Here is a 24498-nt window from a genome sequence, read left to right on the forward strand (position 1 = left end):
GAGTCTAGTCGTCGTTAAGACTGCGACAAGCGTCGATGGAGCGGTGAGTGACGACACACGGCTCAAGGACTGGACAGATACCCCTAGGGGGTATATGTTCTTGGGCATGAGCCACTCGCACGAACACCACAGCACCGACGCCCACGCCCAGCACGCCCACCACGGACACGGCCCCGTCTCGTGGAAGATGGCCGCCGTCGCCACTCTGCACTGCCTCACCGGCTGCGCCATCGGCGAGGTCCTCGGCATGGTCATCGGCACCGCCCTCGGCTGGGGCAACGCCCCGACCATGGTGCTGGCCATCGTCCTGGCCTTCGTCTTCGGCTACAGCCTCACCATGTTCGGCGTCCGCAAGGCCGGTCTGGGTCTGGCGGGCATGATCAAGGTCGCGCTGGCCGCCGACACCGTGTCCATCATCGTGATGGAGATCGCCGACAACGGGATGCTGCTGATCATCCCCGGCGCCATGGACGCCCACCTCGACAGCGGGCTGTTCTGGGGAGCGCTGGCCGTCGCCTTCCTGGTCGCCTTCGTCATCACGACGCCGGTCAACAAGTGGCTGATCGGCAAGGGCAAGGGACACGCCGTCGTCCACGGCATGCACTGACGATCACGCGCACGGCCCCGGAAGTCACGCGACTTCCGGGGCCGTTTCGCTACCGCGACTGGCGTTTCGGTCGCGGCTTGCCGTTGGCGTCGAGGGTGCTGATGTGTTCCTTCCACATCCGGACGGTTTCCTCGCTGACGTGGGACTCGGAGCCGGTGACCAGCTCGCCGGACTCGATGCGGTCCGCGGTGCGCTCACACCAGGCCCGGCTCAGTTCCATGACGTCGCGGATCAGTTCGGTCGACGCGGCGACGTGGGGTGGGATGAACGAGTCGTGATCGCGAGGGTCGTCGCTCTGCATCTGGTACAGCACGCCGACCCGGTCGATCTCGTCGCGCAGTTTCGCGGCCCGGTTGCGCAGCATCGCCGCCGCCTCCCGGGGGCCCAGCACCGGCAGGAAGCTCCACGCGACGAAGAACGGGTCGGTGGGACGGTCGAAGCCCCACAGTTTGTCGCGCAGCAGCGTCTGGAATTCTTGTTCTCCCTTGGCGGTGACACGGTACGTCGTCCGCGCCGGACGGTTGTCGACCTGCTCGGTCGCGACGACCTCCAGGCAGCCGTCGGCGGCCAGCTTCTTCAGGCCGTGGTAGATCGAGCCGGGTTTGAGCCCGCCCCACTCGTCCACCTTCCAGGACATGAGCTCGCGCCGCACGTCGTAACCGTGCACCGGCTGTAGCCAGCGCACCAGGCCCAGGATGAGAAGTCGGCTCGTCCACATCCCTGAATGATAGTTCACGTTGACTAATGCTGCTGTGTCAGGTCGCGGCGTGTTCAGTCCATCTCTGCTGGTAAACAAGCAATTAGTTGGCGCCAATTAATTCGGGTTGAATAATGTCGGCACCTTGATGTACTGTCGATCTCGATCGATATGACGTCTCAATGATGTCAGATACCAAGGGAGAACAACCCCGATGCTCATCGAAACCGCGGGCCTACGGAAGACCTTCCGCAACCGCCAGAAGAAAGAGGTGGTCGAGGCCGTGCGCGGCGTCGACCTCGCCGTGAAGGAAGGCGAGATCTTCGGCTTCCTCGGCCCCAACGGCGCGGGCAAGACCACGACCCTGCGCATGCTGTCCACGCTGCTGGAACCCAGCGGCGGCACCGCCGTTGTCGCGGGCTTCGACCTGCGCAAACAACCCGTGAAGGTGCGTCGCGCCATCGGTTACGTCGGGCAGTCCGGCGGCACCTGGGGAGAGGTGTCGGCCCGCGAGGAACTCGTCATGCAGGGCAAGCTCTACGAGATGCCCAAGTCCGAGTGCAAGACCCGGGCGCAGGAGGTCATCGAGGCCTTCGAGATGACCGAGTTCGCCGACCGCAAGTGCAAGACCTACTCGGGCGGACAGCGTCGTCGTCTCGACGTCGCGCTGGGAACCGTCCACCGGCCCAAACTGCTGTTCCTGGACGAACCCACCACCGGCCTGGACCCGCAGTCGCGGGCCCACATGTGGGACGAGGTCCGCAAGCTGCGGGAACGCGGCACCTCGATCTTCCTGACCACGCACTACCTCGACGAGGCCGACGCCCTGTGCGACCGGCTGGCCATCATCGACCACGGCGAGATCGTCACCGAGGGGACCCCGCTGGCGCTCAAACGCCAGATCGCCGGGGACATCGTTGCCATCGGCGTCAACGGTGACGCCACCCGGGCCCGGGAACTGCTGGACGCCAAGGAGTTCGTGCGCGAGGTGGAGGCCGGGGAACCCGACCAGGCCACCGGCTCGGTGACGTTGCGGCTGTTCGTCGAGGACGGTTCGGCGGCGGTGCCTGAGATCCTGCGCACCCTGGACGCGGCGGACATCGCCCCGTCGTCCATCGAGCTGCACCGTCCGAGCCTGGACGACGTGTTCCTGAAGCAGACCGGCCGGTCCCTCAGAGAGAACGACTAAGGAGCACAACCATGAAGCTTGTTCGTGACACCTGGCTGATCTACAGCCGCCAGATGAGCCTGGTGCTGAGGCAGCCGACCTGGATCTTCATCATGCTGATCCAGCCGCTCTACTACCTTGTCCTGTTCGGACCGCTGCTGAAGCAGATGCCCACCGAGCAGATGGGCTTCGAATACGGCGCGATGGAGACCTTCGTGCCCGGCCTGGTCATCATGATGGCCATGTTCGGGACGCTGTTCTCCGGCTTCGGGCTGATCGCCGAGATCCGTGAGGGCGTCATCGAACGCATGCGGGTCACGCCGGTCTCCCGGCTGGCGCTGCTGCTGGGCCGCTCGCTGCGCGACGTGTCCACGCTCATCTTCCAGGCGGTGGTGCTGGTGCTGCTGTCCTCGCTGATCGCCGACCTGACGATCAACTGGGGCGGTCTGGGCCTGATGCTGCTGATCGTGCTGGCCATCGGACTGGGACTGTCGGCCGCCTCGTACGGGGTGGCGATCGTGCTCAAGAGCGAGGACGCGCTGGCGCCGCTGCTCAACACGATCACCCAGCCCGTGCTGCTGCTGAGCGGGATCATGCTGCCGCTGACGGTTGCCCCCGACTGGCTCAAGACGCTGGCCAACTTCAACCCGTTCACCTACGCGGTCGACGCCGCGCGGGCGCTGTTCAACGGCGACCTGAACGACGCGGTGATCTGGCAGGCCGGGGTGCTGCTCGGCGCGCTGACCATCCTGCTGGTCTTCTGGTCCGGACGAAAGTTCGCGAAGTCGACGTCCTGACGGCGAGACGACGGAAGCCGGACGCCTTGTGGCGTCCGGCTTCCCTCACGTCTGGGATGTCGACTACTTCTCGTCCTCGGCCGCCAGTCGGGCCTCTTCCTCTTCGGCGGCCTTGCGGGCGTCCTCTTCCAGTACCTCGATGTCGAACTCGCCGTCCTTCACACCCTCAACAAAGGCATCCCATTCCGCGGGGGTGTAGATGAGGATGGTGCCGTCCGGCTCCTCGGCGTAACGCAGCGCCACCAGGCCGTTGTCGGCGAAGCCGATCTCCAGCTTGCCCGGGGAGCCGTCCAGGTTGGTGGTGCGCTGCCACTTGGCCGTCGCGGTGTCGAACTGGCCCTTGAGCGGGTGTTCCCGCACGGTGTCGTTCGCGTTGTCGTTCACGTCGTTGTGCTCCCTACCGGTGGTTGTTACACGGATTAACGATAGGAGTGCCAGCCAGGTCACGCACTTTCAGTGCGCCACAACGAGGAGATCGGTACACCCCACGCGGTGAACATCTGCCGCAGCAGCGGCGGCGAGACGCCCACGACGGTGCCGTGGTCGCCCTCGATGCGCTCCACGAACGGCGCGCCCAGGCCGTCGATGGTGAAGGCCCCCGCGACCCGCATCGGTTCGCCCGAGTCCACGTAGGCGGCGATCTCGGTGTCGGTGACGTCGGCGAAGTGCACGGTGGTCGACGAGGAGCGGATGTGGCGCCGCTGCTTGGCCGTGTCGATCAGACAGTGTCCGGTATGGAGCACGCCGGACTTGCCGCGCATCGCCTTCCAGCGCGACACCGCGGTCTCGGCGTCCTCGGCCTTGCCGTAGGTCTGGCCGTTGAACTCCAGCACCGAGTCGCAGCCCAGGACGTAGGCGTCCTCGGTGAGGGTGGCGGCGACCGCCTTGGCTTTGAGTTTCGCCAGGGCGCGGCACAGCCGACCCGGCGACTCCTCCTCGATGGTCGACTCGTCGACGCCCGAGACGATGACCTCGGGATCGAAACCGATACCACGCAATACAGTCAGGCGAGCCGGTGAGGCGGAGGCCAGAATAAACCGCATGGGCGGAGCTTATTGCCGCCACCGGGGTCCTGTCCACCGGGTCGGGGCGCGGTCGCGTCGGTCTCGAAGTCCGATATGTGGATGTGGCGTGCGTCACTCGACGTCAACCGGGTGAGGCGGCTCAGTGGTCTGGTCAGGGACATATCCCTCAATTCCCTGAAAAGGACCGGCATGAAGACTTTTCGCAACAAAGCGCTCCTGGGTGTAGCCGTGGTCGCGGCGATCGCGGCCGGCACCATCGGCTTCACCGCCAACGCCGACAGCGTCGAGGCCAAGGCCACGCCCATCCACACCAAGGACGGGCACGGGAGCATCACCTTCTACAAGAGCACCGACAACTTCGTCGTCAAGGACCACAAGAAGGACGGCCGCGGAGTCCGCGCGATCTACACCATCGGCGGACAGGGCAGCGACTACATGTACAACACCAAGGGCGCCAACACCTCGGCGAAGTACAACCGGAACTTCCAGGAAGGCACCAAGCTGAAGATCCAGATCTGTCTCACCAAGAACGGGACCCCGATCGGCAGCACGTGCAGCGACTGGAAGTCACGCACCGCCTGATCGCGGAGTGGGGAACGCCGACCGGTGTTCCCCACGGCTTCGCCGTTCGCGGCTACCGGGGCAGGGAGCTGCTCCGCCAGTCGCGATCGGCGCCCAGCCGCCGGGCCGGGTCCCGCCAGGCGGAGATCCGCCGGGGCACGGCGGTGGCCGCCGCGGGCCGCGCCCGCAGCGCGAGCACCAGCGCGGCGATCTCGGCCTCGTCCGGATTACCCGCCGTGACGGTGATCTCCACTGTCCTACCCCTCGATGTCGAACTCTCGGTTGACGCGTTCCCAGAAGCCGTCTCGTACCCAGATACGGGCCCCGGGGTGTTCGCGCAGCGAGTATCCCAGTTCCTTCTCGGCCTCGACCAGCAGCTCCTTGTCGATGACGGTCGGCAGTGTCGGGCCGGGCAGCAGGTCGGCGATGTTCTCGCGGCCCCGGGTGAGGATCCACTTGTGGGCGACGTACTCGCCGATGCCGGTGACGGTGTCCTGCCCGAACTTGTCGCCGGTGGTCGAGCGCACGAACGACGGCCGCGCCATCTCGGCCTCCTCCAGCGCGTCGGCGGCGCTCATCGTCACGGCCACCGAGTGGCGGCCGCCGAACACCGAGGCGGGGGAGGGCTGCTGGGGCTCCGGCTCGGCCATGGGAGCCCCGACGATCTTGGCCGAGGCCGCCGCGGCGGTGCCCAGCTTCGTGAAGTACGGCTTGCAGAACTCGGCGGAGATCTCGTCGAGGGTGTCGGCCTCCCACAGCAGCCGCTCGGCCTGGTTGGTGCCGTAGGGCGGCTCGACACCCCACACGTGCACCCGGACGCCGTAGGCCTGCGCGATCTCAACGGCGGGGACCATGTCCTCGTCCCCGGCCAGCAGGATGGCCTCGCTGATCGCACCGTGCCGGGCCAGCTGTTCCAAGTCGGTGCGGATCATGGCGTCCACACCCTTTTGCTGCCCGCGCGAGTTGAGGTTGCCCAGCCGGACCTTCACCAACGCCATGGCCGCGATGACGCGCTGGTCAACGGTGGGCACCCGGTCGCGGGCGGCGTCGAACCAATAGACGCGCAACAACTCGCCACCGGGCAACTGGTCGGCAGCCCTGGTGATGAGGGTGTTGATCAGCTTCTCGGCATCCACTTTGTACTCGCGGCGCGAGGTGGCGCCCAACAGCACTTCGGCGGCGGCGGCGTACAAATACCCCACGTCGATCAGCATCGCGTAGCGGCGGGCGACGACCGGGGAACAATCAGAGCGGACGAGTGACATAGAAACTCCAATGTAGATAAACGTATGGCCGCGATCGCTCGCGCCGCCATGGCGGCGAAGATCACATGCCAATAACGAAACTACCGGAGCCGCCTATTACAGCGGGATGTTCCCGTGCTTCTTCGGCGGGAGCGACTCACGTTTGGAGCGCAGCAGCCGCAGTCCCTTGGTGAGTTCGGCCCGGGTCGCCGAGGGGGCGATGACCCCGTCGATGAAGCCGCGTTCGGCTGCCACGTAAGGGTTCGCGAGCGTGTCCTCGTAGTCGGTGATCAGCTCGGCGCGCCGGGCGGTGGCGTCCTCGGCCTCGGCCAGTTCGCGCCGGTAGAGGATGTTGACCGCGCCCTGCGCGCCCATGACCGCGATCTGGGCGGTGGGCCAGGCGAAGTTGAGGTCGGCGCCCAGGTGCTTGGAACCCATGACGTCGTAGGCGCCGCCGTATGCCTTGCGGGTGATGACGGTCAGTTTCGGGACGGTGGCCTCGGCGTAGGCGTACAGCAGTTTGGCGCCGCGCCGGATGATGCCGTTGTACTCCTGGTCGGTGCCCGGCAGGAAGCCGGGGACGTCGACGAAGGTGACGATCGGGATGTTGAAGGCGTCGCAGGTGCGCACGAACCGGGCCGCCTTCTCGGAGGCGTCGATGTCGAGACAGCCCGCGAAGTGCATCGGCTGGTTGGCGACGACGCCGACGCTGTGGCCCTCGATGCGGCCGAAGCCGGTGATGATGTTCTGGGCGAACAGCGGCTGGGTCTCGCAGAACTCGGCGTCGTCCAGGACGGCGGTGATCACCGCGTGCATGTCGTAGGGCTGGTTGGCCGAGTCGGGGACGATCGTGTCCAGCGCCGTGTCCTCGTCGGTGGCCTCGAGACTGGCGTCGGCCTCGTAGACGGGGGCCTCGTCCATGTTGTTGCCGGGCAGGTAGGTCAGCAGGCTCTTGACGTACTCGATCGCGTCGTCCTCGTCGGCGGCCAGGTAGTGGGCGTTGCCGGAGGTGGCGTTGTGGGTGCGGGCCCCGCCCAGTTCCTCCATGCCGACGTCCTCGCCGGTGACGGTCTTGATGACGTCGGGTCCGGTGATGAACATGTGCGAGGTCTGGTCGACCATGACGGTGAAGTCGGTGATGGCGGGGGAGTAGACCGCGCCGCCGGCGCACGGGCCCATGACCAGCGAGATCTGCGGGATCACCCCGGAGGCGCGGACGTTGCGGAAGAAGATCTCGCCGTACAGGCCCAGCGAGACCACGCCCTCCTGGATCCGGGCGCCGCCGGAGTCGTTGATGCCGATGATGGGGCGGCCGGTCTTGAGCGCCAGGTCCATCACCTTGACGATCTTCTCGCCGAAGACCTCGCCCAGTGAGCCGCCGAAGACGGTGAAGTCCTGTGCGAAGACACACACCTCGCGGCCGTCGACGGTGCCGTAACCGGTGACGACGCCGTCGCCGTAGGGCCGGTTGGCGTCCAGGCCGAAGTTGGTGGAACGGTGCCGGGCCATCTCGTCCAGCTCCACAAAGGAACCCTCGTCGAGCAGCATCTCGATGCGTTCCCGGGCGGTCTTCTTGCCCTTGGCGTGCTGCTTGTCGACGGCTCGGGCGCTGCCCGCGTGCAGGGCGGCCTCGCGGCGGGCGGCCAGATCGGCCAGCTTTCCGGCGGTGGTGTGTATATCGATGTCCGACACGACAGCAGATCGTACCCGCCCTTGAAAGCGCGTTAAGTTAAGAGCGTACAAGTGCATCGTCGGCGGGAGCGCCAATGGAACGGAAGCCCCTGGATGCCGCGCGGTTGCGGCGGTGGTGTCGCGACAGCCGCATGTGGGATTCCATCGAAGTACTCGAAACAGTTGATTCAACGAACTCGCTGCTGGCGAAGCGGGCCGCTCAGGGTGCCCATGCGGGGAGCGTGCTCGTCGCCGAGAAGCAGACGGCCGGACGCGGACGGCTGTCCCGCAGTTGGGAGTCGCCGCCCCACGCGGGGCTGGCGGTGTCGATGCTGCTGCGGCCCGAGGTGCCGACCGCCCGCTGGAGCTGGCTGCCGCTGCTGGCCGGGGTGGCGACCTGTCAGACCATTGTGGATCTGTGTGGCGTGCCCGCGGCCCTCAAATGGCCCAACGACGTCCTGGTCGGCGCCCGGCTGGACAAGTGCTCCGGCATCCTGGCCGAGATCGCCGCCGGAGGCGTCGTGCTGGGCATCGGCCTGAACGTGACCCTGGCCCGCGAGGAGCTGCCGCGCGCCGACACCACCTCGCTGGCGCTGGCCGGGGCCGTGGAGACCGACCGCGGCACGCTGCTGGAGGGTCTGCTGGAACGCATCGCCGCCTGGTACGCCAACTGGCGCGCCACCGAGGGCGACCCGCAGGCCAGCGGACTGGCCGACGCCTACACGCTGCGCTGCCACACGCTGGGGCTCAACGTCACGGTGTCGCTTCCGGACGGTGCGGTGATCACCGGTGTAGCGTCCGCAATAGACGCCGACGGCCGGTTGTGCGTCGAAACCGAGGACGGACCCGTGGCGGTGGCGGCGGGGGACGTATACCACGTACGTTAGACGACATTGGGAGGTGGTCGGATGCCTGATGAGGAGCATCACTCGCTGGGCGCCCTGGGGTTGAGCCCCCAGGCCGAGGACGTCTACCGCGCCCTGTTGTCGCTGCCCAGCGCCGACATCCCGACGCTGGCCTGCCGGCTCGACCTGCCGTGCGAGACCGTCGCGGCGATCATGCCCCGGCTGCTGGACCGGGACCTGGCCCGCATGCTCACCGACGACCAGTACGCCGCCAACCCACCCGAGCTGTCCATAGTGGCGCTGCTCGGTGAGCGGGTCGAACTGCTGCGTCGCACCTACGCCGCCGTCGGCCCGCTGGAACGCGTCTACCGCCAGACCCGCCGCCACGAGGGCGATGTCCCCGGCACCGAGACCGTCCGCGGCCTGGCCGCGATCCGCTCCCGGCTGGACCAGCTCAACCTGCGGGCCCGCGACGAGGTCCGGATGTTCATGCGGCACCCGCTCATCACCAACGACGCCGGCGGCAGCGTCCGCGACCCGGCCCCCAACCCGCACGCCCGCTACCGCACCCTCTACGAGAAGGCGCTGCTGGACGACAGCGCGGTGGTCGAACTGATCCGCCGCTCCGTCGAACGCGGCTTCCAGGTCCGCTTCGCCGCAACCCTGCCGGTCAAACTCGCCATCGCCGACGACAACCTCGCCCTCATCATGACCGCGGAATCCGGCGGACTGCGCCCCCACGACGGCGCCCACCCGATCGCGCTGTTCACCGAACACCCGGCCCTGGTCACCATGGCCGTCGGCCTGTTCGAGCAGGTGTGGTCCACCGCCGTCCCGGCCCCGGCACTCGACGACGGCGCCCTGACCCGCACCCCGCAGTCCGGCGGCCCCTCCGACCCCGACGACCGGCTGCTGCTGTCGCTTCTGCTTGCGGGCCTTACCGACCAGACCATCGCGGCCCGGCTGGGAGTCGGCCTGCGCACGGTACAGCGCCGGGTCCGCGACCTCATGGACGCCGCCAATGTGGACACGCGTATCCAGCTGGGCTGGCAGGCCTCGCGCAAGGGCTGGATTTGACCTGGTCGAGCCGTGTCGATGCGGTAACTTCTGGTCATGGGGTTTCCGGACAATCTGCTGGCTGAGGACGAGGAAGTCGTCCTGCACATGCATCCACACTGGAAAGAACTGATCGGCCCGGTCTTCTGGTTCATCGTCTTCGCGCTGGTCGCCGTGTTCGGCTACACGGCCATTCCCGACGATTGGGGTTCCTGGGTTCCCATCGCCCGCTGGATCATCGTCGCGCTGGCCGTCATCGCGATCATCTGGCTGTCGATAACGCCGTGGGTGGTGTGGGGGACCAGCCACTACGTCTTCACCACCCACCGGCTGCTGTTGCGCACCGGCCTGCTCACCCGCAAGGGCCGCGACATCCCGTACGCCCGCGTCAACGACGTGTCCTTCGAGCAGGGCGTGATCCAGCGGATGTTCCGGCTGGGGACGCTGATGGTGCAGTCGGCCAGCGAACAGGGCGCGGTGGTGTTCAAGGACATGCCGAAGGTCGAGATGGTTCAGTCCACCTTGTACAAGCTGGTGGAGGAGGACCGCAACCGCCGCACGGGTGTCGACGACGGCGGGGTCTGAGGTAAGTCGGACGGCGGGCTGTCGAGCTGGCGGCGGAGTTCTTCGGCCTCGGGGACTCTCAGGCGGGTGAAGAGGTCCAGGGCCTCGGCCCGGAAACCGCGCGCCGTCTCGGTCTCGGCGAGGTCGTCGTGGATCTCGGCCAGATCGCGCAACACGCGAGCCAGCCCCAGCGGCCGGGGAATGCTCGCGAACAGCTCCTTCGCCGCCATGCCGCACTCGATCGCCTCGGCGTGACGACCCCGCCGGAAGTGGAGCTCCGCCAGTCGCGCCAACGCCTCCGCGCGCTGTGGCCCGCTGGAGTCGCGAGCCGTCTCCGCCAGCGACGGCACCAGTTCCTCCGCCTTCTGTGCCGTGCCCGACGCGCAGTGCAGTGCCGCGAGCTCGAAAACGGCGTCCTTCTCCTGTTTGGACAGCTGGTGTCGCCGGGCCAGCTCCAGCGCGCGGGTCGCGTCGGCCAGGGCGTTGGTGAGATCACCGGCCCGGCGCCGGATCTCGGCCCGCAGTCGCAACGCGATGCTCTCGCTGCGCGGCTGCGAGCGTTGACCGGCGAGTCGCAGGCCCGCCTCGATCTCGGCGAGCGCTTCGCCGTACCGGCCCAGATTCATATGGATCTGGGCCTTGATCCGGTGGACGGCCCCGAGGACGAGATCGTTCGCGTCGATACCGGGCATGTGCCGGATCCGCTCGACGAGCGTGGTGGCGTCCGCGTACCGCCCCAGGCCACAGTAGAGATTGACCAGGTTCAGGCCCCGGTTCGGCGCGCCCGCCGCCGCCTGGCTGACGGCGACCTCCAGCGCTTCCCGTTGCAGCGGTTCGGCTTTGCGGTAGTCGCCGTGGGCGGCGTAGTGCAGTCCCAGATTCGCCCGGGCGGTGCCCAGGGCGTCCCCGTCGTGGCTCATGGCGTTGGCCAGGGATTCGAGCCCGAACTCGACGGCGGTGCCGGTGTCGCCCTTCGCCCAGGCCAGCACGGCCAGGGCGTCGGCGGCCCGATGCACGGACAGTGGTTCGCCGAGGCTCTTGGCCAGCGCGTACGCGGCGTCGAGGTGGGCTCGCATTCCGGCGAGGTCGCGACCGGCGTTGACGTGCTGCGCGAACACACTCGGCAGCATCAGGCACCGGGGGTGGTGCCGCCAGGTCTGGAACGTCGCGACGAGATTGGGGTAGTCCTCGGCCCGGGGCGTCCGGCGGTTGTCGTAGTACCACTGGACGACCCGATCCGCGACCGCGTCGCGCTCGGCGTCGTCCAGTGTGTTCTCCGCCTGCTGCCGCGCGTACTCCCGGACCAGGTCGTGGAACCGGAACCGCCGCGCCTGATACCGCTCGACGAGATTGCCGGTCTCCAGGGTGCGCGTCAACCGACGACAGTCCGCCTCCGGCAGGTCCGCGACGGCGATCGCGAGCTCCTCGCCGAAATCGTCACCGGGTATCCAGCCCAGCCGCGCGAACAGCCGCTGAGCCTCGGGTGACAGCGCCCGAAAGGACTGCGCGAACACCGACGCCACCGCGGAGTCCGGGTCCCCCTCGATCGACAGCAACTCCAGCCGGTTGGGACCCGCCAGTTCCCGGACGTACTCGCTGAGTTCCACATGCGAGTTCACGGCGAGGTTCGCCCCCGCGATCCGCAACGCCAACGGCAGGTCCGCGCACAGTTCCGCGAGCCGATGTGCCGCCGCAGCGTCGGCGTGCAACCGCCGCGCACCCACCAGGTTGCCCAGCACCTCCAGGGATTCCGTCCGCGACATGGTGTCCACACCGATCAGCTCGGCGCCGTGCAGCGCCGTCAGACCCGTGATCCGGTTGCGGCTGGTCACCAGCGTGACGTTGCCGCCGCTGCCGGGAAGCAGCGGGCGCACCTGTTCCAGGTCGACGGCGTTGTCGAGCAGGACCAGCATCCGGCGCCCGTCCAGCAGCGATCGGTACAGCGAGGCGGCGGCTTCCACATCGGACGGGACCGCGCCGCCGGTCACCCCCAGTGCCGCGAGGAACCGGGTCAGGGCGTCGTACGGGGTCAGCGGTTCGGCGCGGTCGAACGCGCGCAGGTTGACGTACAGCTGTCCGTCGGGGAACCGGTCCCGGTTGTGGTGCGCCCAGTGGATCGCCAGCGCCGTCTTCCCGGCGCCGCCGGTTCCCGACACCGTGGACAGCAGGGCGGTGTTGTCTCCCTTGGCGATCAGCGCGTCCAGCCGCGCCAGTTGTTCCTGTCGGCCGACGAACTCGCCGATGGCGGCGGGCAGCTGGGCGGGCACCAGCCTCGGGGCGGCGGCCGGGGACGCGGGCACGGCCACCGGTGCCGCCGCGTCCAGCCGCGGGTCCTCCCGCAGGATCGCGGTGTGCAGCTCGCGCAGTGCCGGTCCGACGGTGATACCCAGTTCGTCCAGGAGCCGTCGCCGGATGTCGTCGAAGACCCGCAGCGCGTCGGGCGTGCGCCCCTGCCGGTGCAGCACCCGCATGTACAGGCCCGTCAGGCGCTGCCGGTACGGATGCAGCCGGGCCAGCTCGCCCAGTTCGCCGACCGGCACCGGTTCGCCGAGTTCCAGCTCCACATCGATCAGTTCCTCCCGGGCGGCCAGCCAGGCTTCCTCCAGCCGCTGGGCCCGGGAGCGCAGTTCGCGTCCCGGCAACCCGGCGAGGGCCTCGCCGCGCCACAGCGCCAACGCGTCCCGCAACGAGGTCAGTGCCGCGTCGGAGTCGCCGCCCGCACGCTGCCGAGCCGCCTCGGCGACGGTCGTCTCGAAGTCGCGGGCGTCGACGGTGACGTCGTCAAGGCGCAGCCGGTAGCCGTCGCCGACCGTTTCGATGAGGGTGCCGTCCAGTACCTGGCGCAACGCCGAGACGGCGTTCTGGATCTGTCGCTTGGCCGAAGCCGGTGGTTCACAGTCCCACACGCCGGTGATCAGTGCCGGTCGCGCGACGACGTTGCCGGCGTGCAGCGCCAGGACGGCCAGCAGCCGGGGGTGGATCCGGCCCCGGATCGGCACCGGTGTGCCGTCCCGCAGTACCTCCAGGGGACCGAGCAACCGAACTTCCACGATGGTCTCCTGGTGGTGGCTGGTGGATCCACGATCCACACTAGCCGGTCGACATGCCGATCCTGGTGGCCTTTTCGGACAGACCCAGCGCGGCGAAGCCGCGGCGGGCCTCGTCGCGGTGCCGTTCGGCGGTCTCGGTGTCGCCCAGTCGTTCGTGGGCCTCGGCGAGGGTGACCAGACAGCGGGCCAGCCGCAGCGGGTTCTTGGTGACGGTGAAGACGGTGCGGGCCTGTTCGGCCGCCGCGATCGCCGCCCGGTAGTCACCGAGGCCGATGTGGACCTTGGCGCTGAGGGCCGCCCACTGGGCCCGGTCGTCGCGTTCGAAGGTGTCGGCGCCGGACTCGGCGAGCTCCTCGACGTAGGCCAGTCCGCGTTCGTGGTCGCCGAGCTGGCAGCACAGTTCGATCTGCGCGAACCGCGCGTACCAGGCCCACACCAGGATGCCGTTGCGGTGCGACAGCTCCCAGCTGTCGGCGAGGTCCTGCTCGGCCGCCTCGACGCGGCCGGAACGCAGCTGCAACTGGCCCCGAAGCCACAGCACCCGTTCGCGGATGAAGTCGGAACCGGTGCGCTGCCACCATTGCCCGATCGCCTCCAGCAGCGGCCAGGCCGCCTCGACGCGATCCATGTCGTTGTACAGCCGGGCGAGCTTGAACCGGGCGGTGACCCGGCGGGGATCGTCGTCGTCGCAGGTGTCGGCGAGCCGCATCGCCTGAACGAAGCAGGTCTCGGCATCGGCGAACCGGCCGCTGCTGCGATAGGCGGCGCCCAGGAAGATGCGGTCGTGGAAGATCCGGCCGATGTCGCCGTCGGCCTCGGCGATGGCGAGGGTCTCGCGGGACAGGGCCGCCGACTCCTCGTAGTAGGAGTTGAACAGCAGCAGCGCCGCCAGCCCGCTGCGCAACCGGCCGTCGGCGTCGCCGTCGGGAAGCCCCCGGGCGATCGCGACCGCTTTCCGTCCACAGGTGAGCGCGGTGAGGTGGTCGCCGGAGTTGGAGTGGACGAAGGCCATCGCGTCGTACATCTGGCTCAGCGCCCCGGCGTCCCCGGAGTCCTTGGCGAGCGCCAGTCCGGTCTCGACGTGCGGACGCAGGCCCGCCAGGCTGTGCCCGTACCGCAGGAAGTCCGGCAGCATCCGGGCCAGCCGCCAGGCGTCGGGGTGGTCCTGCCAGGCCTTGAACGCCGCGATGACGTTGCCGGGGTCGGCGCTGACCTGCTCGAAGGAGCTGGCGTACCAGTCGATCGCGGCGGTGCGGGCCTCGGCCGCCTCGGCCGGGTCGAGTGTGGATTCGGCCTGCTGGCGGGCGTACAGCCGCACCAGGTCGTGGAACCGGTACAGCCCGGGGCGATGCCGTTCGATGAGGTGGGCGCTTTCCAGCCGTCCCAACAGTTCCCGGTTGACGGTCTCGGACAGGTCCGCGGTGCCGCGCGACAGGTCCTCGGGGATCTCGTCGCCGGGGATGAGGCCCAGCCGCAGGAACAGCCGCCGGGTGTCCTCGTCGAGGGCGCGCGCGGAGCGTTCGAAGACGGTGGCGACGGTGGCGTTGGGATCGCCGTCGACGGTGAGCAGGCCGAGCCGGTCGGAACCGGAGTGTTCGGCCGCGAACTCCGCGACCGTCGAATAGGGACGACCGGCGAGGTTGGCGCCGACGATGCGCAGCGCCAGCGGCAGACCGCCGCACCGGGAGACGAGTTCGGCGGTGGCCGCCGGGTCCTCGGCCAGCCGGTCGTCGGGGACCAGTGTGGACAACAGGGCCAGCGCGTCGGTCTCGTCGAGCGTGTCCAGCGAGATGGCGGTGGCGCCGTGGGCGGCCAGCTCGGTGAGCCGATGGCGGCTGGTCACCAGGGTCACGGTCCCGGGTTCGTTGGGCAGCAACGGTTCCACCTGGGCCGCGTCGCGGGCGTTGTCCAACAGCAGCAGCATCCGGCGCCCGGTCAACAGCGACCGGAACAGCGCGGCGGCGGCGTCCAGCTCGGCGGGGACGGCGTCGGCGGGTTGCCCCAGCGCGGGCAGCAGCCGGGTCAGCGCGTCCTGCGGCGACAGCGGGGCGTCGGCGTCGAACCCGCGCAGGTTGAGGTACAGCTGGCCGTCGGGGAACCGGTCGCGGTTGCGGTGGGCCCAGTGGACGGCCAGCGCGGTCTTGCCGCTGCCGCCGCAACCGGTGATGGTCGCCAGGACCGAGTCGTCGCCGAGCGCGTCCAGGGCCCGCAGCTGTGAGGTGCGGCCGGTGAACCCGGCCAGCGCCGCCGGGAGCTGCGCCGGGGCGAACTCCGGCCGGGTGGCGCCGCGGGACGCCGGTGCCGGGGTGCCGGTGACGTCCAGTTCCGGGTCCTCGCGCAGGATCGCGGCGTAGCGTTCCCGCAGCGCCGGACCGGGTTCGACGCCCAGGTCGCGGCTGAGCCGCTGCCGCATCCGGGTGTGGACCTCCAGGGCCTCGGGCGCCCGGCCCTCGCGGTACAGCGCCAGCATCAACAGCGCGGCCAGCCGCTGCCGGTACGGGTTCTCGGTGAGCAGCTGCCGCAGTTCACCGACCGGGACCCGTTGTCCCAGTTCGAGTTCGAGTTCGACGCGTTCCTCGAAGGCGGCCAGCCGGTCCTCGCCGAGCCGCCGGGCGCCGCGTTCCAGCACCTGCCCGCCCATGCCCGCCAGGGCGTGTCCGCGCCACAGCGCCAGTGCCTCGCGCAGTCGTTCCAGGGCCGCGACGGGGTCGCCGTCCTCCCGCAGCTGCCGGGCCCGCCGCACCCCGGCGGCGAATCGTCCGGCGTCGACGGTCTCGGCGGGAACCGCGAGCCGGTAGCCCTCGGCCACGGCCTCGACGGTCCGCTCGCCCAGGACGGCGCGCAGCGCCGAGACGGTGTTCTGCACCTGCCGCCGGGCGGTGACCGGCGGGTCCTCCCACAGGGCTTCCACCAAAGTGGATATCGGTACCACGTGTCCGGCCTCCAGGGCCAGGACGGCCAGCAGCCTCGGCGCGATGCGGCCGCGGATAGCGAGCGGCGCACCGTCGCGTATCACCTCGGGCGCACCGAGAATCCGAAACTCCATTATGGCAATTCACTCCCATGTGGTGGTTGTCGTCACCGTTGTCGTACCGGGCTGGCGGGGCAAGTCTGCCGGGCCGACACGTCCGGACCCGGGCCCTGACTCAGGGTTGGCATGAACTCAGGATGGCCATACCGGGCATGGTCAGCCCGCCAGCGTCGCCGCGATATCACCGCCCCAGGCCAGCAGCCGTTCGTCGTCCCCGGTCCGGGCAGCACAGTGGAATCCCAGCGGCAGGTCGGGGGCCGGGGCCGGGACGCTCAGGCTCGGCATCCCGGTCAGGCTCCACGGAATCGACATGATCGAGTTCCCGGTACTGGCCAGCCCGACCGGCGCGGTGTCGGTCGCCGAGGGCCCGATCCAGATGTCCACACCCGACCGCTCCATCATGTCGCGGATCTGGTCGTGGATCGCGGTGCGCAGCTTCAGGGCCAGCTGGTGTTTGTCCTCGTCGATGTCGCGGCCCTCCAGCACCGACTGCGCCGACTTCGGCTGGTACAGCGCGCGATAGCTGTCGAACCACGCGGCGTGGACGATCGCGCTCTCGTAGCGCTGGATCGTGAACAGCACCGCCCGGATCCGGGGGAAGTCGGTCACGGCCCGGCCCGGGACCACCCGGTACCCGGCGGCCTTCAGCTTCGCGACATGCTCGGCGAACCTGGCCAACGTCGGTTTGCTGGCGCACTCGAGGTACTCGTCGGCCGGAATCCCCAGCACCGGCAGCTCGTCGACGGCGCGGGGACTCCACTCGTCACACAGCACTTCGGACGCGATCGCCGCGCCGGCCACGTCGGTGGTGAGGATGCCGATCGTGTCGAGGCTGGGCGCGTTGGCGATGACCCCGTCGACCGGGATCCGGCCGTGACTGGGCTTGAAACCGACGATCCCGCAGTAGGCGGCGGGCCGGATCGTGGAGGACACCGTCTGGGTCCCGATCGACAGCCGCACCTGCCCGGCCGCCACCGCCGCCGCCGAACCGCTGCTCGACCCGCCGGGGGTGTGCGTCGGGTTGTGCGGGTTGCGGGTCGGCCCGGGCGCCGAGATCGCGAACTCGGCGCAGGTGTTCTTCCCCGCGATCAGGGCCCCCGCCCCGACCAGCCGGTCGACCAGTGTCGCCTGGGCTCCGGCCAGTGCCTCGGCGGGAACCTTCGAACCGGCCCGGGTCTCGAGGCCGTCGACGTGGATCACGTCCTTGACGCCCACCGGAACCCCGTACAGGGCGGGCCGGTCCGCGGGCTCACCCCACCGCTCCTCGGTGGCCTGGGCCTCGGCCAGCAGCCTGCCGCGCCGGTCCGGCTCGGACTCGAAGGCGAAGATCTCGGCGTCGGTCGCCTCGATGCGGTCACACGTGTACTCGGCTTCGGCCACGGCGTCCCTGGGCGTGGCGTCCAGTGGCCGCAAGCGGACAAGTTCCGTCATGCGTTCAGAACTTACCGGTAACCCGCCCCACCTGGAAGGGGCCGAAGCGGCAACTGTCGCTTCGGCCCCCGAAGGTGATCGGCTACTTGCGGGTCACCTTGATGACCAGCTGGGACTTGCCGTCCTTGACGATCGTGATCTTCACACCGGTACCGGCGACCTTGACCGAGTTGCTCGGCAGCTTGGCCGTCCAGTACGCGTTCTTGTCCGAGTCGTCGAAGACGCTGACGCCCTTGAGCGACTTGAAGGTCGTCTTCGCGCCGTCCTTGTGCAGCGTCATCTTGTCGGTCTTCGACTTCGAGAACGTCGCGTCGAAACTCTGGTGCGTGTTGGGGAGGTCCTTGCCGTCCTTCCACTTCAGCGGTTTCGCGTGCGCGTCGACCGGCAGGGCCAGTCCGCCGCCCTCGTGCTCACCGACGTTGTTGTCGTCGAAGGAGGTGTTCACGTACCAGATCAGCATGCCGTCCTGGTACGGGTAGCGCTCCACCCAGTTCGGTTTCTTCTCACCGAAACCGAAGTTGTACGGACCGACCTTGAGCGTCTTGTCGTAGCTGACGTAGCGCCGGTTCTCGGCCAGGTAGAAGCGGGCGTGACGGTAGACCTCGGTGCCGTCGGTGCGGTTCCAGCCCAACGCCTCCCAGTCGCCGTCGGGGGACTCGACGTCGTCGAGCCACACCTGCTTGCCGTCGACCTTCAGCGCGACGTCGTCCAGGAAGACGCCCTGGCCGTGCGTGGCCGCGTCGGACGTGTAGTGGAAACGGACCTTGATCCGCTTGCCGACGTACTCCGCCAGATCGGTGGAGATGTCGATGTACTTCTTGGACTGTCCATCGTAGGTCTTGCCGACCTTCGTCCACTTGCCGCCGTTGTCGGTGGAGACCTCGGCGAAGAAGAAGTCGTAGCCCTTCTCGGTGTCCAGGAACGCCTTCGTGGCCAGCTCGGCGGATTTCTCCGCGTCGGTCAGGTCGACCTCGCGGGTCAGGGTGGCGTTGATCTTGTCGCCGTCGCCCGACATCCACTCGTGCTTTCCGCTGGCGGGCTTGGGGTACTTGACGGTCTCCTTGGCGTCGGGAAGGTTCACCTTCGTGGCCTCGGCCAGGTCGCCGCTGTCACCGGCCGCGCCCAGTTCGCTCTGGTGGCTCTTGTCGTCGAGCGCGACCTCGTCGTAGTCCAGCCAGCCCAGGAAGTACTTCTCCCACGGGCCCATGAAACCGGGCTTGTCGCCGATGACGTCCTTGCTCTCGCTGAGCCAGGAACCGCCCGACATCAGCGACCAGCGGCCGGTGTTGTTGGCGGCGCCTTCGGTGGCGTACAGGTCGGGCAGACCGAGGTCGTGACCGAACTCGTGGCAGAACACGCCCAGGCCACCGCTTTCGGGCTCGGTGGTGTAGTCGCCGACCCAGATGCCGCTGTCGCCGACCGGCGCACCGGACTGCGGGTTGTCCTCCGGACCCGGCAGGTCCGTGGTGGCGTAGGAACGGTGCGACCAGATGGCGTCCTCGCCCTGCGCGCCGCCACCGGCCTCCTCGCCGATGCCCGCGTGGATGATCTGGATGTGGTCGACGTAGCCGTCGGCCTCGTCGAAGTTCCCGTCACCGTCGAAGTCGTAGCGGTCCTGCTGGTCGTACTTCGACAGGTACCGCTTGACCTCCTCGGGGGACTTGCCCGACTTGATCTGCGCGTCGTACCAGGCTTTCGCGCTGTCCTGGACGAAGGCCGGGTACGCCTCGTCCTCGACGCCGTTCTTGCCGTAGCGGGCCTCGTTGTACGGGACCGTGACCCAGTCCTGCACCTCACCGTCCACGGTGTACTTCCCGCCGGACTGCTTGGTGTAGAAGTCGGGCATGGAGTTCTCGGCCTCGAACAGCATGTTCTGGTAGTAGTCCCGGCTGAAGTCCTTGGTCCACAGTGACGAGTTGTCCGTGGCCCGGTCCGGCTCGGGGATCTGGTTCTTGGAGGGGCCGGCCTCACCACCGGCCTCGCCGATCTTGTCGCCGAACTCCACCAGCAGCGTCAGGATCTGGTCGGTACCGGTGGTCGCGGTGTCGGCGTACTCGTCGTCGTCGAGTTTGACCGCGCCGCTCTTGTCCGCCTTCGCGGAACCGGTGGCCACTTCCTCCAGCGCCTGGCGGCGCTTGGCCTCCTGGTCCGACTGTTGCGGGCTCAGCGGCAGTTCCTCGCCCACGGGGGTCGTCGACTTGTTCGTCGCGGTTCGGTCGGGTGCCGGGTCCGCCGAGACCGTCGCGGTGGTGACTCCGGCGGCCAGCAGTGCCGCCACCGCCGCCACGGACACCGCTTTGTAGCGTGCCTTGAACATATGGGGGTTTGCCTCTCACGGGGGATGGGGGTGAAGATCACTCAACAACCTGCCGTGCCGTTCAGATCGGCAGCAATGTCCGAACGGTCAGAAGTCCACCGTCGGCGCAGGGTATGGCGGGGTACCGCGGGTGGGAGCGGTCAGGTTTGTTTGACGTTACGCAATCGTTACGTCCGCTGTGGACCGCGCATGCCGAACCAGCCGCGGAAGCGCATGCTCAGCACCGCGGTCTCGCGGTTCGCGGCGGCCAGGACGCCCGACAGCTTCACCGTTCCCAGCCCGGGGCGGGACTGCGAGGGGGAGCGGTCCAGGACGGTGAGCCGTCCGGTGAGTTCGTCGCCCGCGTAGACCGGGGCCAGCCAGCGCAGTTCCTCGAGGCCGGGGGAGGCGTCGGCGGCGGCCCGGGACAGGACGGCGTCGGTGTACATACGCATGAACAGCGACGCGGTGAACCAGCCGCTGGCCGTCACGGCGCCGAAGGACCCGGCGGCGGCCAGCTCGTCGTCGAGGTGATACCACTGTGGATCGAAGCGTCCGGCGAAACCGCGCATCTCGGTGTCGTCGACGGTGGTGGAGCCGAGGTCGAACTCGCGGCCGATCGTGAAGTCCTCGTAGAAGATCGTCGCCGTCTCACCGGTACCCGAGCGCCACATTCAAGCCATGCTACGGCCGCCGGTCACTTGGCGACGGCGGGTTCGAGCTCCTCGGCGTCGAGGGTGGCGGCCTTCTTGGCCGAGGCCTTGAACACGAAGCTGCGGTAGGCCCAGAACCGGAACAGGGTGGCGATGACCAGCCCGGAGAACTTGGCGATGTTGAAGGCGGCCACATCGGTGTGCTCGTCGAAGTGCATGCCGTAGCGGGCCACCGCCAGGATGATCGACTCGATGAGGAAACCGATGAGGTTGAAGACGAAGAACAGCGTGTACTCACGCTTCAGCGAGGTTTTCGGCAGGTGGCGGTAGGTCCAGTGCCGGTTCATGAAATAGGAGCAGGTCGTGGCCACCACCGTGGCCGCCACGTTGGCCTTGAGCGGGCCGATGCTCAGCAGCACATTGAAGATGAGCATCGTGACGGCGGTGTTGACCAGTCCGATGCTTCCGAATTTGAGGACCTCTTCGGCCAGGGCCCGCCAGCGTCGGGGCAGCCGGTTGAGAAAACGCACCGGGCCACTGTACGTGTCGTACATGGCAACGCCAGGCCTAACAAGTGAACGTCAACCTATCGGCCGGTGTCGGAAAACACCCAGGTCCGATAGGAGTAGAACCGGAACGCGGCGGCGGTTCCGACGCCGATCACGTTGGCGACCAGGTTCAGCGCGATGGGGTTGTCCAATACGGACGGCCAGATGCCGTTGGCCCATTCGTAGGCCCACACCCACAACAGGTTGATGCCCAGTCCGATGGTGTTGAACAGGAAGTACCACAGGTACTCCCGGTGCAGCCGGGACCGCGGCCGGTGCCGCCAGGTCCAGAACCGGTTGCCGACGAAGGCGATCGTGGCGGCGACGCACGTCGAGAAGGTCTTGGCGGGCAGCGCCTCCCAGGCCCACAGGTAGACCGCCGCGTTGAACAGCGCCAGGTCGAAGGAGTAGGCGACCGCGCCGACGCCCATGAACTTGCCGACCTCGTGGAACAGGTGCGCGAAACGGCGGTACAGCCGGGGCGGCGCGCTCTCGCGCGCGGCCGACTCCTGCGCAACCACGCCAATGACCTCCGTTCAACCTCGCGTCCCTGGCTGTACATGTTACGGACGCGCGGAGGCCATCACGCGTGGCAGGTCGCGATTGTTTTTCTCCTGTAACACTTCCACGCCTGGGCGTCAGGGCGGCGGCGTCGACAGCGCCAGCACCCCGATCTCCAGCGGATCGGAGCCGGTGAAGATGGTCGCGTGGGCGTCGTCGCCGTGCGATGCCTCGGCGGTGCCGACATCGACCCCGAAGGTGTTCCAGTCCGCGCCCTCCAGTGCCGACTCCGAGACGCCGTGGGCGAAGTTCCCGGCGTCGCCGACGGTGGTGCCGTTGATGGCGAAGTTGTCGCCGGCGAGGGTGCGGTCGCCGTCCCACACCGTGTAGGCCAGCTGGCTCTCGCCCGCGCCCGGCAGCGACACCGACAGGGTGTCCTCGGCGCGCGGCTGCGCCAGGCCCTCGTACACGGCGGTCTCGCGCGGGCCCGCGCCCGGCAGCTGGTAGACGGCGGTGATGCTCCAGCCCGCGTACTTGAAGATGCCCTTGGGCAGGGCGTGTTTGTCGGCGGCGACGTAGTACTCGCCCGAGCCCCACACCATGCCGGTGATGTCGGCGACCGACTGCTTGACCGGGCGTTCGATGCCGGAGAACTGGCGTTGCGCGCCGACGTTCTGCCAGCCGCCGCCCGGGGTGGAGATCTTGACGTCGGGCATGGCGTGGTGGCCCGAGGCGGTCCAGTGCAGCCCCGCCCACAGCACCTTGGCGCCGGCGGGGATGTTCAGCCGGGCGCCGCTGACCGCGTTGCCGCCGTCCAGCCCGCCCGGATGGTCCTCGGCGGCGTAGCTCTTCATCACCGAGGTGTGGTTGTCGGCCGCCGCGTGACGGCAGTGCTTCTTGGGGACGCAGGTCAGCAGGGTGTTCCCGGCCGAGGCGACCCCGGTCGCGTCGTGGGAGGCGTAGGCGGTGCGCATCCCGACCGGCGCCACCGGCACCCGCAGCGTCTTGGTGCCCTTGAGGTTGTCCGACACCACCGACACGTCGATGTCGTGGAAGCCGGTCACCTCGGGGGCGACGTCCAGCGGGATCTGGGCGGTGGTCGACTGGCCCGGCTTGAGTTCGGCGCGCACACAGGTCAGCTCGCCCTCGCCGGGCTGGCAGCTCCAGCCGTCCCCGGCGTCGCCGCCGGGGGAGGAGATGCCCTCGCCGAACGACAGCGTCAGCGTCATGACGTCCTCGGGTTCGGTGAGCAGCCGCGGGTTGAACCCGGTGACCAGGTTCTCGGTCGTGGGTCCGGCGGCGGCGAGCCTGCCGGTCGTCGGCCCGGCCGAACCGGACTCGGTGGTCTGCTTCGGGGCGGTGACGGTGATCGGCAGCGTCCCGGTGCCGCCCGCGGTCAGGTCGGCGCTGGTCAGGTCGGTGCCGACGGAGAACTTCGTCGGACGGGCGGGCGGGTCGGGCTCGTCCTCCTCGTCCTTCTGCTTTTCCTTCTCCTCGTCGCTGGGCTGGTCGTCGGGGGCGTCGTCGGAGGGTTCGTCCTGCTCGTCCTCGTCCTGTTCCTGCTCGTCCTCGACGGGCGGTTCCTGCGCCTGCGCGGGCGGCTCCGGCGGCGGCGTGGTGTTGTTGGCGACCAGGATCAGCGCCAGGATTCCCGCGACGGCGGCGGTGCCACCGGCGATCGCGGCGCCCTTGCCGCCCATCTGCTGGATGCCGCGCCGCGCCCAGTTGACCGGACGCCAGATCCAGCCGAAGGTGCTCTTGACCCACACGCCGACGCCGCCGAACCAACCGGCAAGCACGGCGCTTTTGAGGGCGGTGCCGCCCAGGTAGGCCGGGGCCGCGAGGCCCAGGATGACCGGTGCCAGCACCCCGCGCATGCCCGAGTTGACCTCGGCCAGCTCGACGAACAGCAGCTTGCAGGCGGTGCACTCCTCAAGGTGGTCGTCCACCTTGGTCTCGTCGCGGTTCGACAGCCCGCCCCGGACCCGGGCGCCGAGCCGGTCGGCGGTCCAGCGGCAGGTCGCGCCGGGCGAGTCGGCGATGTGCTCCTGCAGGTACATCTGCCGAAGCCGCTCCCGGGCGCGGTAGGCCAGGGCCGAGACCCCGTTGGGGGACAGGCCCAGCAGCGGCGCCACCTCGGCGGCGGACTCACCCTCGACCTCGGTGTGCCACAGCACCACCTGCCAGCGCTCCGGCAGCCGGTGGAAGGCGCGGGCCGCGTAGCGGCGTTCCTGCCCGGCCACGGCGGTGTCGACGAAGTCCTCGCCCGGGTCGTGCCGGGTCATGTCGTCGGTGAACTCGACCTTCTTGTCGCGCCGGGTGCGGTCGTAGAAGGTGTTGCGCAGCGTCGTCAGCAGGTACGCGCGGAAGGCCAGGTCCGGGCCGCGCCCGGCCCGCAGGGTCGCCAGCACCTTGGCGAAGGTCTCCGAGGTCAGGTCGTCGGCTTCGGCCGCGTCCCGGGCCAGGATCCGGCCCAGTTTGCGGGCGGCGTGGACGTGCCGCTCGTACAGCTGCCCGTACGCCGTGGTGTCGCCGCTTCGGGTGGCGGCGATGAGCTCGGCGTCGCTGGGCTGCTCGACGGGGCCTGTGTCGCCGGAGGGGCGGGGCTCGCCGGGTGGCTGGGCGCTTCCCATTGTCGGTGCGGTCTTTCAGGTGTGACGATCCCCACGGGAACCTGTTCAGATATGGGCAGTAACTCACATTAGAGCAAAGCGCGTCATTGTGGTTGTCATTGGACGTCTCCGGAGCGTCGG

21 protein-coding genes are annotated in these 24498 nt (G+C 68.8%); 7 read left to right on the top strand and 14 right to left on the bottom strand.

The window, feature by feature from the left end; all coding sequences use genetic code 11:
* Positions 1–94 precede the first annotated feature (94 nt).
* Entirely contained in the window at positions 95–607 is a 513-nt protein-coding gene (locus SNAS_RS03855) for a DUF4396 domain-containing protein (protein ID WP_013016066.1), read from the top strand.
* Positions 608–656: 49 nt separating this feature from the next.
* On the opposite strand, the gene SNAS_RS03860 is transcribed toward SNAS_RS03855, so the two are convergent.
* Complete coding sequence (locus SNAS_RS03860) at positions 657–1325, bottom strand: PadR family transcriptional regulator (RefSeq protein ID WP_013016067.1); 669 nt, start codon at positions 1323–1325, stop codon at positions 657–659.
* A gap of 193 nt (positions 1326–1518) precedes the next feature.
* Between SNAS_RS03860 and SNAS_RS03865 the strand changes: the two genes are divergently transcribed.
* Both SNAS_RS03865 and SNAS_RS03870 read left to right on the top strand, forming a co-directional pair.
* A complete protein-coding gene (locus SNAS_RS03865; protein ID WP_013016068.1) occupies positions 1519–2493 on the top strand; it encodes a daunorubicin resistance protein DrrA family ABC transporter ATP-binding protein in 975 nt (324 codons plus the stop codon).
* A gap of 11 nt (positions 2494–2504) precedes the next feature.
* The gene (locus SNAS_RS03870; protein ID WP_013016069.1) at positions 2505–3269 is read left to right on the top strand and encodes an ABC transporter permease; all 765 of its coding nucleotides are present in this window, start codon (positions 2505–2507) and stop codon (positions 3267–3269) included.
* Positions 3270–3332: 63 nt separating this feature from the next.
* On the opposite strand, the gene SNAS_RS03875 is transcribed toward SNAS_RS03870, so the two are convergent.
* Both SNAS_RS03875 and SNAS_RS03880 read right to left on the bottom strand, forming a co-directional pair.
* Positions 3333–3653, bottom strand: coding sequence for a DUF397 domain-containing protein (locus SNAS_RS03875; protein WP_013016070.1), 321 nt, complete (start codon positions 3651–3653; stop codon positions 3333–3335).
* 59 nt (positions 3654–3712) lie between these two features.
* Positions 3713–4312, bottom strand: a complete 600-nt coding sequence (locus SNAS_RS03880; protein WP_013016071.1) for a Maf family protein — start codon at positions 4310–4312, stop codon at positions 3713–3715.
* Between the two features lie 171 nt (positions 4313–4483).
* Between SNAS_RS03880 and SNAS_RS03885 the strand changes: the two genes are divergently transcribed.
* Positions 4484–4876: a hypothetical protein gene (locus SNAS_RS03885; protein WP_013016072.1), complete on the top strand. Its 393-nt coding sequence runs from the start codon at positions 4484–4486 to the stop codon at positions 4874–4876.
* Between the two features lie 52 nt (positions 4877–4928).
* On the opposite strand, the gene SNAS_RS03890 is transcribed toward SNAS_RS03885, so the two are convergent.
* From SNAS_RS03890 to SNAS_RS03900, 3 genes are all read right to left on the bottom strand, one after another.
* Positions 4929–5108: an acyl-CoA carboxylase epsilon subunit gene (locus SNAS_RS03890; protein WP_013016073.1), complete on the bottom strand. Its 180-nt coding sequence runs from the start codon at positions 5106–5108 to the stop codon at positions 4929–4931.
* A 4-nt stretch (positions 5109–5112) separates the two neighbouring features.
* Entirely contained in the window at positions 5113–6120 is a 1008-nt protein-coding gene (locus tag SNAS_RS03895; protein WP_013016074.1) for an NYN domain-containing protein, read from the bottom strand.
* A 96-nt stretch (positions 6121–6216) separates the two neighbouring features.
* A complete protein-coding gene (locus SNAS_RS03900; RefSeq protein WP_013016075.1) occupies positions 6217–7791 on the bottom strand; it encodes an acyl-CoA carboxylase subunit beta in 1575 nt (524 codons plus the stop codon).
* Positions 7792–7865: 74 nt separating this feature from the next.
* Between SNAS_RS03900 and SNAS_RS03905 the strand changes: the two genes are divergently transcribed.
* Genes SNAS_RS03905 through SNAS_RS03915 form a run of 3 tightly spaced genes read left to right on the top strand, consistent with a single transcriptional unit; the run spans position 7866 to position 10256 of the window.
* The gene (locus SNAS_RS03905; RefSeq protein ID WP_013016076.1) at positions 7866–8657 is read left to right on the top strand and encodes a biotin--[acetyl-CoA-carboxylase] ligase; all 792 of its coding nucleotides are present in this window, start codon (positions 7866–7868) and stop codon (positions 8655–8657) included.
* Positions 8658–8678: 21 nt separating this feature from the next.
* A complete protein-coding gene (locus SNAS_RS03910) occupies positions 8679–9692 on the top strand; it encodes a helix-turn-helix domain-containing protein (protein WP_013016077.1) in 1014 nt (337 codons plus the stop codon).
* 36 nt (positions 9693–9728) lie between these two features.
* Positions 9729–10256, top strand: coding sequence for a PH domain-containing protein (locus SNAS_RS03915; RefSeq protein WP_013016078.1), 528 nt, complete (start codon positions 9729–9731; stop codon positions 10254–10256).
* Here the strand turns inward: SNAS_RS03915 and SNAS_RS03920 are convergent.
* The 8 genes from SNAS_RS03920 to SNAS_RS36110 all read right to left on the bottom strand — a co-directional run bounded on the left by SNAS_RS03920 (position 10184) and on the right by SNAS_RS36110 (position 24378).
* Positions 10184–13285, bottom strand: coding sequence for an AfsR/SARP family transcriptional regulator (locus SNAS_RS03920; RefSeq protein WP_013016079.1), 3102 nt, complete (start codon positions 13283–13285; stop codon positions 10184–10186). The genes SNAS_RS03915 and SNAS_RS03920 overlap by 73 nt on opposite strands.
* Before the next feature lie 40 nt (positions 13286–13325).
* Positions 13326–16331: an AfsR/SARP family transcriptional regulator gene (locus SNAS_RS32345; protein WP_013016080.1), complete on the bottom strand. Its 3006-nt coding sequence runs from the start codon at positions 16329–16331 to the stop codon at positions 13326–13328.
* A gap of 141 nt (positions 16332–16472) precedes the next feature.
* Positions 16473–17747, bottom strand: a complete 1275-nt coding sequence (locus SNAS_RS03930) for an amidase (protein WP_013016081.1) — start codon at positions 17745–17747, stop codon at positions 16473–16475.
* An 82-nt stretch (positions 17748–17829) separates the two neighbouring features.
* On the bottom strand, positions 17830–20064 hold the full coding sequence (locus SNAS_RS03935; protein WP_013016082.1) for an immune inhibitor A domain-containing protein: 2235 nt from the start codon (positions 20062–20064) through the stop codon (positions 17830–17832).
* 167 nt (positions 20065–20231) lie between these two features.
* Positions 20232–20717: a MaoC/PaaZ C-terminal domain-containing protein gene (locus SNAS_RS03940; protein ID WP_013016083.1), complete on the bottom strand. Its 486-nt coding sequence runs from the start codon at positions 20715–20717 to the stop codon at positions 20232–20234.
* 23 nt (positions 20718–20740) lie between these two features.
* Entirely contained in the window at positions 20741–21226 is a 486-nt protein-coding gene (locus SNAS_RS03945) for a GtrA family protein (RefSeq protein WP_169313847.1), read from the bottom strand.
* 56 nt (positions 21227–21282) lie between these two features.
* Positions 21283–21765 (bottom strand): GtrA family protein, encoded by a 483-nt coding sequence (locus SNAS_RS03950; RefSeq protein ID WP_013016085.1) that lies wholly within the window; start codon positions 21763–21765, stop codon positions 21283–21285.
* A 117-nt stretch (positions 21766–21882) separates the two neighbouring features.
* Positions 21883–24378 carry a sigma-70 family RNA polymerase sigma factor gene (locus SNAS_RS36110; RefSeq protein ID WP_013016086.1) on the bottom strand — a complete coding sequence of 832 codons (2496 nt, stop codon included), beginning with the start codon at positions 24376–24378 and terminating at the stop codon, positions 21883–21885.
* Between the last annotated feature and the right edge of the window lie 120 nt (positions 24379–24498).

Source organism: Stackebrandtia nassauensis DSM 44728, from assembly GCF_000024545.1.
Lineage (GTDB): Bacteria > Actinomycetota > Actinomycetes > Mycobacteriales > Micromonosporaceae > Stackebrandtia > Stackebrandtia nassauensis.

Excerpts from the sequence above, each read along its gene's own strand:
- SNAS_RS03855 (WP_013016066.1), top strand. The coding sequence starts at position 95 with ATGTTCTTGGGCATGAGCCACTCGCACGAACACCACAGCACCGACGCC.
- SNAS_RS03895 (WP_013016074.1), bottom strand. The coding sequence starts at position 6,120 with ATGTCACTCGTCCGCTCTGATTGTTCCCCGGTCGTCGCCCGCCGCTAC.
- SNAS_RS03905 (WP_013016076.1), top strand. The coding sequence starts at position 7,866 with ATGGAACGGAAGCCCCTGGATGCCGCGCGGTTGCGGCGGTGGTGTCGC.
- SNAS_RS32345 (WP_013016080.1), bottom strand. The coding sequence starts at position 16,331 with ATGGAGTTTCGGATTCTCGGTGCGCCCGAGGTGATACGCGACGGTGCG.
- SNAS_RS03870 (WP_013016069.1), top strand. The coding sequence starts at position 2,505 with ATGAAGCTTGTTCGTGACACCTGGCTGATCTACAGCCGCCAGATGAGC.
- SNAS_RS03860 (WP_013016067.1), bottom strand. The coding sequence starts at position 1,325 with ATGTGGACGAGCCGACTTCTCATCCTGGGCCTGGTGCGCTGGCTACAG.
- SNAS_RS03880 (WP_013016071.1), bottom strand. The coding sequence starts at position 4,312 with ATGCGGTTTATTCTGGCCTCCGCCTCACCGGCTCGCCTGACTGTATTG.
- SNAS_RS03865 (WP_013016068.1), top strand. The coding sequence starts at position 1,519 with ATGCTCATCGAAACCGCGGGCCTACGGAAGACCTTCCGCAACCGCCAG.
- SNAS_RS03885 (WP_013016072.1), top strand. The coding sequence starts at position 4,484 with ATGAAGACTTTTCGCAACAAAGCGCTCCTGGGTGTAGCCGTGGTCGCG.
- SNAS_RS03910 (WP_013016077.1), top strand. The coding sequence starts at position 8,679 with ATGCCTGATGAGGAGCATCACTCGCTGGGCGCCCTGGGGTTGAGCCCC.
- SNAS_RS36110 (WP_013016086.1), bottom strand. The coding sequence starts at position 24,378 with ATGGGAAGCGCCCAGCCACCCGGCGAGCCCCGCCCCTCCGGCGACACA.
- SNAS_RS03935 (WP_013016082.1), bottom strand. The coding sequence starts at position 20,064 with ATGTTCAAGGCACGCTACAAAGCGGTGTCCGTGGCGGCGGTGGCGGCA.
- SNAS_RS03915 (WP_013016078.1), top strand. The coding sequence starts at position 9,729 with ATGGGGTTTCCGGACAATCTGCTGGCTGAGGACGAGGAAGTCGTCCTG.
- SNAS_RS03940 (WP_013016083.1), bottom strand. The coding sequence starts at position 20,717 with ATGTGGCGCTCGGGTACCGGTGAGACGGCGACGATCTTCTACGAGGAC.
- SNAS_RS03930 (WP_013016081.1), bottom strand. The coding sequence starts at position 17,747 with ATGACGGAACTTGTCCGCTTGCGGCCACTGGACGCCACGCCCAGGGAC.